This window comes from Lapillicoccus sp., from assembly GCF_046595215.1.
GTDB lineage: Bacteria > Actinomycetota > Actinomycetes > Actinomycetales > Dermatophilaceae > Lapillicoccus.
The window spans coordinates 1-7,948 of the sequence record NZ_JBKJPP010000056.1; the positions used below are offsets into that span (position 1 = coordinate 1).

The 7,948-nt window shown below is 69.6% G+C and carries 5 protein-coding genes; 3 read left to right on the top strand and 2 right to left on the bottom strand.

Annotated features, from left to right (window positions below):
• On the bottom strand, positions 1 to 2,852 hold a 2,852-nt coding region (gene dnaB / locus ACLL9L_RS04950), incomplete at its 3' end, for a replicative DNA helicase (RefSeq protein ID WP_411283537.1).
• Between the two features lie 374 nt (positions 2,853 to 3,226).
• Here dnaB and ACLL9L_RS04955 point away from each other — a divergent pair.
• Positions 3,227 to 3,502 carry a DUF2277 domain-containing protein gene (locus tag ACLL9L_RS04955; protein WP_411283538.1) on the top strand — a complete coding sequence of 92 codons (276 nt, stop codon included), beginning with the start codon at positions 3,227 to 3,229 and terminating at the stop codon, positions 3,500 to 3,502.
• A gap of 238 nt (positions 3,503 to 3,740) precedes the next feature.
• Here ACLL9L_RS04955 and ACLL9L_RS04960 read toward each other — a convergent pair whose 3' ends face one another.
• Entirely contained in the window at positions 3,741 to 5,480 is a 1,740-nt protein-coding gene (locus ACLL9L_RS04960) for a sialidase family protein (protein ID WP_411283539.1), read from the bottom strand.
• Between the two features lie 122 nt (positions 5,481 to 5,602).
• On the opposite strand from ACLL9L_RS04960, the gene ACLL9L_RS04965 reads away from it, so the two are divergent.
• Together ACLL9L_RS04965 and ACLL9L_RS04970 are read left to right on the top strand one after the other, a co-directional pair.
• The gene (locus ACLL9L_RS04965) at positions 5,603 to 6,979 is read left to right on the top strand and encodes an MATE family efflux transporter (protein WP_411283540.1); all 1,377 of its coding nucleotides are present in this window, start codon (positions 5,603 to 5,605) and stop codon (positions 6,977 to 6,979) included.
• Positions 6,980 to 7,016: 37 nt separating this feature from the next.
• Entirely contained in the window at positions 7,017 to 7,907 is an 891-nt protein-coding gene (locus ACLL9L_RS04970; RefSeq protein ID WP_411283541.1) for a glycosyltransferase family 2 protein, read from the top strand.
• Positions 7,908 to 7,948 lie beyond the last annotated feature (41 nt).

Here is a 7,948-nt window from a genome sequence, read left to right on the forward strand (position 1 = left end):
TTGGTGAAGCGGCTGTAGTGACCCTGGAAGGCGAGCACGATCGTGTCGGTCGGGCCGTTACGGTGCTTCGCCACGATGATGTCTGCCTCACCGGCTCTTTGGGACTCCTTCTCGTACGCCTCCTCCCGGTGCAGCAGCAACACCATGTCGGCGTCCTGCTCGATCGAGTTGTGGACCGCGATCCCGTTGGCCACGAAGTTGTGACCGCCGGCCACGGTCGCGTCGAAGACCTCCTCCACACCGTCCGCCTCGACGGAGACCACGGGGTCCCACAGGACGTCGTTGGCCGCCTCCAGATCGAGGTCGAGGCTGTTGAAGAGCTCGACGACCCGCTCCAGGTCGAAGCCCTCGTCATCGAGGAGGTCGTCCGAGACGTCCTCGCTGCGGATCGGAGCACGACCGGCCGACGCCTCGGCGTCAGCCCCCACCGGTGCACCCACGCGGCTGCGCTGTCGCACGGTCAGGAGCAGCTCCTCAGCCGCCTGCGAGCGTCCGGTGTGGATCGCGATCTCCTGCAGGAACCGGCGCTGATCGTCGACACCGACGACATCAAGCTCCCAGTCACCGCTGACGGGCGTCACGGCGGTCGAGATCCCGAACCGCAACAGCAACATCGCCACGTCCTCGAGCAGGCGACGAGACCGGGCGCGCAACATGATTCGACCGTCGCGGGCCGTCGCATCAACAGACACCGCGCCGTCGATCGCCCACAGGCTGTCGATGAAGAGAGCGATCTGACGTTTCGGGAAGTGCGCGATGTCCGGAGGCAGCCGGCGCTCAGCCCGGGGCATGGCGTAGAAACCGATGGTGCAGCCGAGTGCCTCGAGCCGACCCCCCGGCCGGTCGGTGGTCCTCGACGACATGATCCGCGCACCCATCCGGATCTCGTCGTCGTCGAGGAGGTGGTCGAAGCGCTCGGGAGCCGGCACGTGGCGTGGGACGGCGATGCGGTCTCCGGTGCGCAGCTCCCCGAGAGGTGACCACCCGGCATACGTGAGGAAGGGGTGGTTCTCGGTCGCCCGCACCTGCTTGCCGGAGGCGAGAGTGAGCGTGAAGACCGGCTTGACCCCGGTCGAGAAGACACGGGTGAGATGGCGCCGGACATAGCGAAGCGATTCGTCCAACGACCACACCGGCACGTCACGTGCTCCTGAGGCGAGCAGCTCCCCCATCGACATCTCCGCGCCGGTGTCAGCCCGCAGGACTCGAGTCTCAGCAGTCAGACACCCCGACTCACGAAGGTCGGACATCTGCGGCTTCTTGTCCGTGCGCTGCTCGGCACCACGGTTCAGCTGTGAGATCGCGATGACCGGGACCTCGAGCTCCTTGGCCAGGAGCTTGAGCGCGCGGGAGAACTCCGAGACCTCCTGCTGGCGCGACTCGACCCGCTTGCCGGACGACATCAGCTGCAGATAGTCGATGACGACGAGCTTGAGGTTGTGGCGCTGCTTGAGCCGGCGGCACTTGGCCCGGATCTCCATCAGCGACATGTTCGGCGAGTCGTCGATGAACAGGGGCGCGTCCGAGACCCGGCCCATCGTCGACGCGAGCCGGGTCCAGTCCTCCTCGCGCATCGTGCCCTTGCGCATGTGCTGGAGCTGGATGCTCGCCTCGGCGGAGAGCAGACGCATGGTGATCTCGGTGCGGCTCATCTCGAGCGAGAAGATCACCGAGGCCATGTTGTGCTTGATCGCGGCCGACCTGATGATGTCCAGGCCGATGGTGGAGTTGTGCGTCGGGATCATCGCCTCGCCCGCGAGGTAGAGATGATCTGACGCCGCCACCTCAATGCAGCGCACCGGCACGGACGTCACCGCCTCCACCCGGCTGAGCTTCCACTGCCGGGAGTCCACCCGGGCGACACCGGCGGCCACAGTCCTGGAGAGCGTCACACTCGACCCCGCCTCAGCCCGGGCGCGCAGTCCTCGGGTGGTCGCCACTCGAGGAGCGCCCGCATCGACCGAGACGGCCCACTGGTGCTCCGCATCCGCGACGATGACCGACCCGTCCGAGAACTCGACCTCGAAACAGGGCCTCTCGTCCATGACGTCGGTCGCCGCGACAACCCGAGTCGGATGGCCGTCCGCCCCGAGCACGAGATCGCCGACGACGACCCCACCCATCGTGGTCCACCCCGACGGCGTGGCCAGCGGCGTGTCGAGCGCCAGGGCCTTGCCCATCGCCGGCCTCGCGGCGATGACGATCATCTGGCCCGGGTGGAGGCCATTGGTCAGCGAGTCCAGATCCGTGAATCCCGTTGGCACCCCGGTCATCTCGCCAGACTTGCCGGAGGCCACCTCGATCTCGTCCACGGTCATCTCGAGGATGTCCCCGAGCACGTGGTAGTCCTCGCCGCCGCGCTTGTCGGCCACGGCATACACCTCGGCCTGGGCGGCGTTGACGATGTCCTCGACGTCGCCGCCGCCCTGCGCGTAGCCGAGCTGGACGATCTTGGTGCCCGCCTCGACGAGGCGGCGCAGGACCGCGCGCTCGGCGACGATCTGGGCGTAGTAACCGGCGTTGGCCGCCGTCGGCACTGTGGAGATGAGCTGGTGGAGGTAGGCCTGGCCGCCGACCCGGGTGAGGTCCCCGCGCTTGGTCAGCTCGTCGGAGACGGTGATGGCATCCGCGGGCTCACCTCGCCCGTAGAGGTCGAGGATCGCGTCGTAGATGCCCTCGTGCGCCGGTCGGTAGAAGTCGCCGCCCTTGAGGGTCTCGACACAGTCGGCGATGGCGTCCTTGGACAGCAGCATGCCTCCGAGCACGGACTGCTCGGCGTGGACGTCCTGCGGCGGGAGGCGGTCCTCGCCCGGCGCCTGCTTCGCCCCCGGGAAGAGCTCCTGGATCGACACGCGGTGCCTCGCCGTCCCCTCGAGTCGTCGAACTGATGTCCTGCACAGCACAGCAGAGCGCACCGACAGAGGCAGGCGATAACCCCTCGGAACGACGCTGCTGGGTGAGAGGTGCCACGCTAGTGACCCGCCCCCCGGCTCTCAACCCGAGGCTGTGGAGAACCTGGGGAGAAGCTGGGACGCCACGCCGCTTGTCCTGTGCCTTGTCTGGGGACAACGTGTGTATGCCGCGGCGGCCCGTCGCCGCTGTTGAGCGTGGCGACGTGCAAAAACGCCCGTCCACCCCTGTGGAAAAAAGAAAAACCTGCTGCAATCGGCGAATGGTCTTGTCCACAGGGGTCGCCCACGTGACGCTGCGGTTCTAGAGTCGGGGCATGTGCCGCAGCATCCGCCCGCTAAACAACCTCGAGCCGCCAGCCACGTCCGACGAGGTCGGTGCCGCCGCCCTGCAGTACGTCCGCAAGGTTGCCGGGACGACGCATCCGTCGCTGGTGAACCAGGCGGCGTTCGACCAGGCCGTGGCCGAGATCGCCCGGGCGACGCAGCACCTCCTCGAGCACCTGACGACGCACGCCGCACCCAGGAACCGCGAGGACGAGGCGGCCAGGGCCCGCTCCCGCGCCGCAGTACGTTACGGCACCCCCGCCTGACCGACTGCCGGTCGTCGCTGAGAAGGTTCCGGGCCACGATGATCTCCGCGCCGTCATTCGTTGGGCCCTTGAGGAGGCGGGACCCCGACCGCGCCATCGGACAGCAGCGCAACATGCCATCGGACAGCAGCGCTACATGAGGGTCCCCCTCGTTCTCACCCCCACCAGGGGGTGCGGGCAGGAGCGGCGGGGCGGTCCGACCGCGGATGCCCGGTCCGGGACGCCGCCTGGGCTTGCCCTAGCCCGCTGACGTCCAGCCGAAGATGTCGCTGTTGCCGAACGCTGCGGATGGCGCTGCGGGTGACGTCTGGCACGGCGACGGCTTCGCTATCGGGGTGCCAACTGCGAGTGACTGCCGGTACGCGTCCACGGCTGGGCAGTCGGTGGCGTTGCGCACGTCGTTCCACACGGTCGCACCGTAGGTGTTCGAGGCGACCGCATAGTTGTAGTCCCCGAGGAACTCCGCGCTGAGTGAGTTCGTGCTGGAGGCGCGCGCGTCCCCGGTCGCGCCCCGGTTGACCTCCGCCAACGTGCCTCCCGCGAGGCCGCGCAGCACGACGCCCTCCATCGGGCGCCGCGCGGCGGTCGTGGTCTGCCACGGCTCGTGCCACGCGTTGTACGTCATGTACACGGCCGTTCCGTTCGGGGCGATCGCGACCGCCGGCTGGTTGGCGCGGTCACCGGGCGTAGACACGGCGACGGGAGGGCTGTAGCTCGTCCCGCGGTTGGTGGAGTAACGGACAAACGCCTTCTCCTGGTTGGGGCCTGCGCTGTTGTCCGACCAGCCCAGCACGATGGTGTTCGGTGCGGCCGTGCCGTTCACGAGGCCGGTGGGGGCGGCGTTGGCGATGTCGATGCTGGGGAACACGTCGGTACGTGACCCGGCTACCCCGTCGATGGTGGACCGACCGGTGACCGGGTCGAACTGCCCGATGCCGCCGATCGTGGTGATGACCCGCGGCCGGGTGAACGTTGCACCGCCGTTGTCTGAGGTCACCTGGTAGAAGACGCCGCTGTTCAGCTGCTGGTCGAATCCGGACCACACGACGTATACGCGCCCACCGCTGTCAGTGCGTACGGCACAGCCCTGCCGCCCGCCGGTCTGGGCGTTGTTGGTCGCTGCGGAGAGCTGGCTGGTGCGCCACGTGTCGCCGCCGTCGGTGGATCGGTGGAACATCACCGGCTCGGGGGCGCCCTGGCCGTTGCCTCGGAAGCTGACGTTGCACACGTACACGTTGCCGAAGAACGGGCTGGAGGCGGCGTTGTCCGCCCACAGCTGTTCCTTGTCGCTGAACGTCGCCGAGCTCTGCTTGGAAACGATCACCGGGTCCATCCACGCGCTGGGATCGCCTGCCGAGGCTGCTTGGACGTTGTCTGTGCGAGACACGGCTATCGCGCCGGTGCCCTTGAACGCCTGGTCGGTCCGGGTCGCGGCAAAGTTGGTGGCGATGTTGGCGTAGTAGAGCCGGGAACCGTTGGCCCACGCGAACTGGCCATTGGTGCCGCGCTTGGGGCCGAACGCCAACTCCGGGTCACCGTTGGAGACCAAGCCGTTCTCGAAATACTTCGGAAGGGTTCCGATCGGCCCCACGTGCGGGGCGCAGGCCGCAGGTCCGAGGCAGTCTCGAGCGCTCCAGCCTTGATAGGTCGGCTGGGTCCAGGTCTTGCCCGAGTCCTGCGAGAAGTAGATGCCGCTCAGCCCCACGCCAGGGGTAAAGGGGCAGGTGGCGGGGTCCCCGGCGTTGCACGCCTCCAGGTCGATCTCGTCGTTCGACCCGGCCACCAGCACGTTTGGATGGTTCGCGTCCAACGCCAACCCGGGCTCATTCTGCTTGTTCTGCGAGAACGGGCTCGACGGGCTGCCGACGTTCACCCGCACGCTCGAGTCGGGTGCTGTAACGACGGCGGCGGCCACAGTGCCAGGTAGGGCCGCGACAAGGGCCACCGCCCCGGCTGCGAGAAGACGGTGCGCGTGCATAACTGGCCTCCATGGTGTGGGGCCGCGACTCCAGTGGGGGCCGCGCATGACCCAGTCGTCCAGCCGGAGCGGCTGGTCGGGATCATTTGGCAGCGTACGACCGCAAAGTTGTCCACGTCTAGATGCCGCCTAGGCTGGCCGACGTGAACCCCCCAGGCGCCGTGGCCCCGACGCCCGTGAGGAGGGAGATCCTGCGGCTGGCCGTCCCGGCCTTCCTCGCCCTCGTGGCCGAGCCCCTCTTCCTCCTCGCGGACTCCGCGATCATCGGCCACCTCGGCACCGTCCCGCTGGCCGGCCTCGGGGTCGCGTCGGCCGTCCTGCTCACGGCGGCAGGCGTTTTCGTCTTCCTCGCCTACGGCACGACGAGCATCGTCGCCCGTCAGCTAGGGGCCGGCTCACCCCGCGGCGCCATCAGCGCCGGCATTGACGGGCTCTGGCTCGCGCTCCTCCTCGGCGCCGTCACCGCGCTGGTCGTCGCCCTCACCGCGCCCGCCCTGTGCCGGGCCTTCGGCGCAGCGGCTGACGTCCAGGAGCAGGCCGTGACCTACCTGCGGATCTCGGCCGCCGGCATACCGGGCATGCTCGTCGTCCTGGCGGTGACCGGTGTCCTGCGCGGCCTGCAGGACACCCGCACGCCCCTCGTTGCAGCCGTCACCGGCTTCGGTGCCAACATCCTGCTCAACCTGGTCTTCGTCTACCAGTTCCACTGGGGCATCGCGGGATCCGCGTGGGGCACGGTCATCGCGCAGACCGGCATGGCCGTGGGGCTCTTCACCGTCGTCCTGCGCCGGGCGGTCGAGGCCGGTGCCCGGCTCAGCCTTCACCCGACCGGGGTCCTCACTGCTGCGGTCGGGGGCGTGCCCCTGCTCGTGCGCACCCTCGCCCTGCGCGCGGTGCTGCTCGTGACGACCGCCGTCGCCGCGAGGTCGGGCACCGAGACCCTCGCCGGGCACCAGATCGCGCTGACCGTGTGGAGCTTCCTCGCCTTCTCCCTCGATGCGCTCGCCATCGCCGCTCAGGCGATCACCGGCCGGGCGCTCGGGGCCGGCGACCGGGAGGCGGCCCGCGACGCGGCCCGGACCATGGCGCGGTGGGGCCTCGGCGCCGGAATCGCCACCGGGGTCCTCGTCCTCGCGCTCAGCCAGGTCATCGCCCGCGCCTTCACCTCGGACCCTGGCGTCATCGGCGCCGCCGCAGGGGCGTTCGTCGTCATCGCCCTGGTGCAATGGCTCGCGGGCTACGTCTTCGTCATCGACGGGGTCCTGATGGGCGCCGGCGACACGCGCTGGCTCGCTGTCGCCATGGTCATGGCCGTCGCCGTCTGGGTGCCCGCGATCCTCTGGGCGGCCCGGGGGCCGGGGGTGCTTCCCGGAGCCGGCGGTGCTGAGCTGGCCGCCTTGTGGGTGTGGTTCGGGGCCGGCTTCATGGCGCTGCGCGGGATCGGTCTGTGGTGGCGCTTCCGCAGCGACGCCTGGCTCGTCACCGGCGCCACCCGCTGATCCGGCCGATCCCGCACCACGGCATACCCTGTCGCGCGTGGCCCTCGACATCCTGATCCCCTACTGGGGCGACCCGGCGCTGCTGCGCCTCACGGTCGAGAGCGTCCTGGCCCAGCACAACGACGACTGGCTGCTGACCGTCGTCGACGACGCCTATCCCGACCCTGCCGTCGCGCGGTGGTTCGAGACGATCGACGACCCGCGGGTGCAGTACCTTCGCCACGCGCACCACCAGGGCATCACCGCGAGCTTCCGGCACTGTGTCGCCCTCGCCACCCAGGAGGTCATGGTCGTCCTCGGGTGCGACGACGTCCTGCTGCCGAACTATGTCGACGTGGTCCTCGCCGCCCACCGGCGCTTCCCCGGTGCGGCGATGATCCAACCCGGGGTCGGCGTGATCGACGATCAGGGGGCCCCGGTGCGCACCCTCGTCGACAGCGTCAAGCAGCGACTGCTGCGACCCAGGGGCCGCCAGCCCCGGCTGCTCGACGGTGAGGCGCTGGCCACGTCGCTGCTCCATGGGGACTGGCTCTACTGGCCGTCGATCGCCTTCAGGGTGGACCGGATCCGCGAGGTCGACTTCCGGGACGACCTGCCGATCATCCTCGACCTCGCGCTCATCCTCGACCTCGTATGCCGTGGAGCCTCGCTCCTGCTCGAGCCCACCGTCTGCTTCCACTACCGCCGGCACGGCGAGAGCGCGTCGTCGCGCACGCTCGTGGACGGGCAGCGGTTCGCCGACGAGCGCGCATACTTCGCGATCGCCGCCGACCAGGCCGCGCGCCTGGGGTGGCGCCGGGCGGAGCGGGCCGCGCGGGCACGGTTGACCTCACGGGCCCATGCGCTGACGCTGCTGCCCGGGGCGGTGACCGGGCGCCGCTGGTCGGCGGTCGGCGTCCTGGCGCGGCACGCGCTGGGCGGGGACTGAGACCGGGCCGGTCAGCCGCGGCGGTCGTGGTCCCAGCAATG

Coding starts and splice junctions, on each gene's coding strand:
- ACLL9L_RS04955 (WP_411283538.1), top strand. CDS start 3,227: ATGTGCCGCAGCATCCGCCCGCTAAACAACCTCGAGCCGCCAGCCACG.
- ACLL9L_RS04965 (WP_411283540.1), top strand. CDS start 5,603: ATGCCGCCTAGGCTGGCCGACGTGAACCCCCCAGGCGCCGTGGCCCCG.
- ACLL9L_RS04960 (WP_411283539.1), bottom strand. CDS start 5,480: ATGCACGCGCACCGTCTTCTCGCAGCCGGGGCGGTGGCCCTTGTCGCG.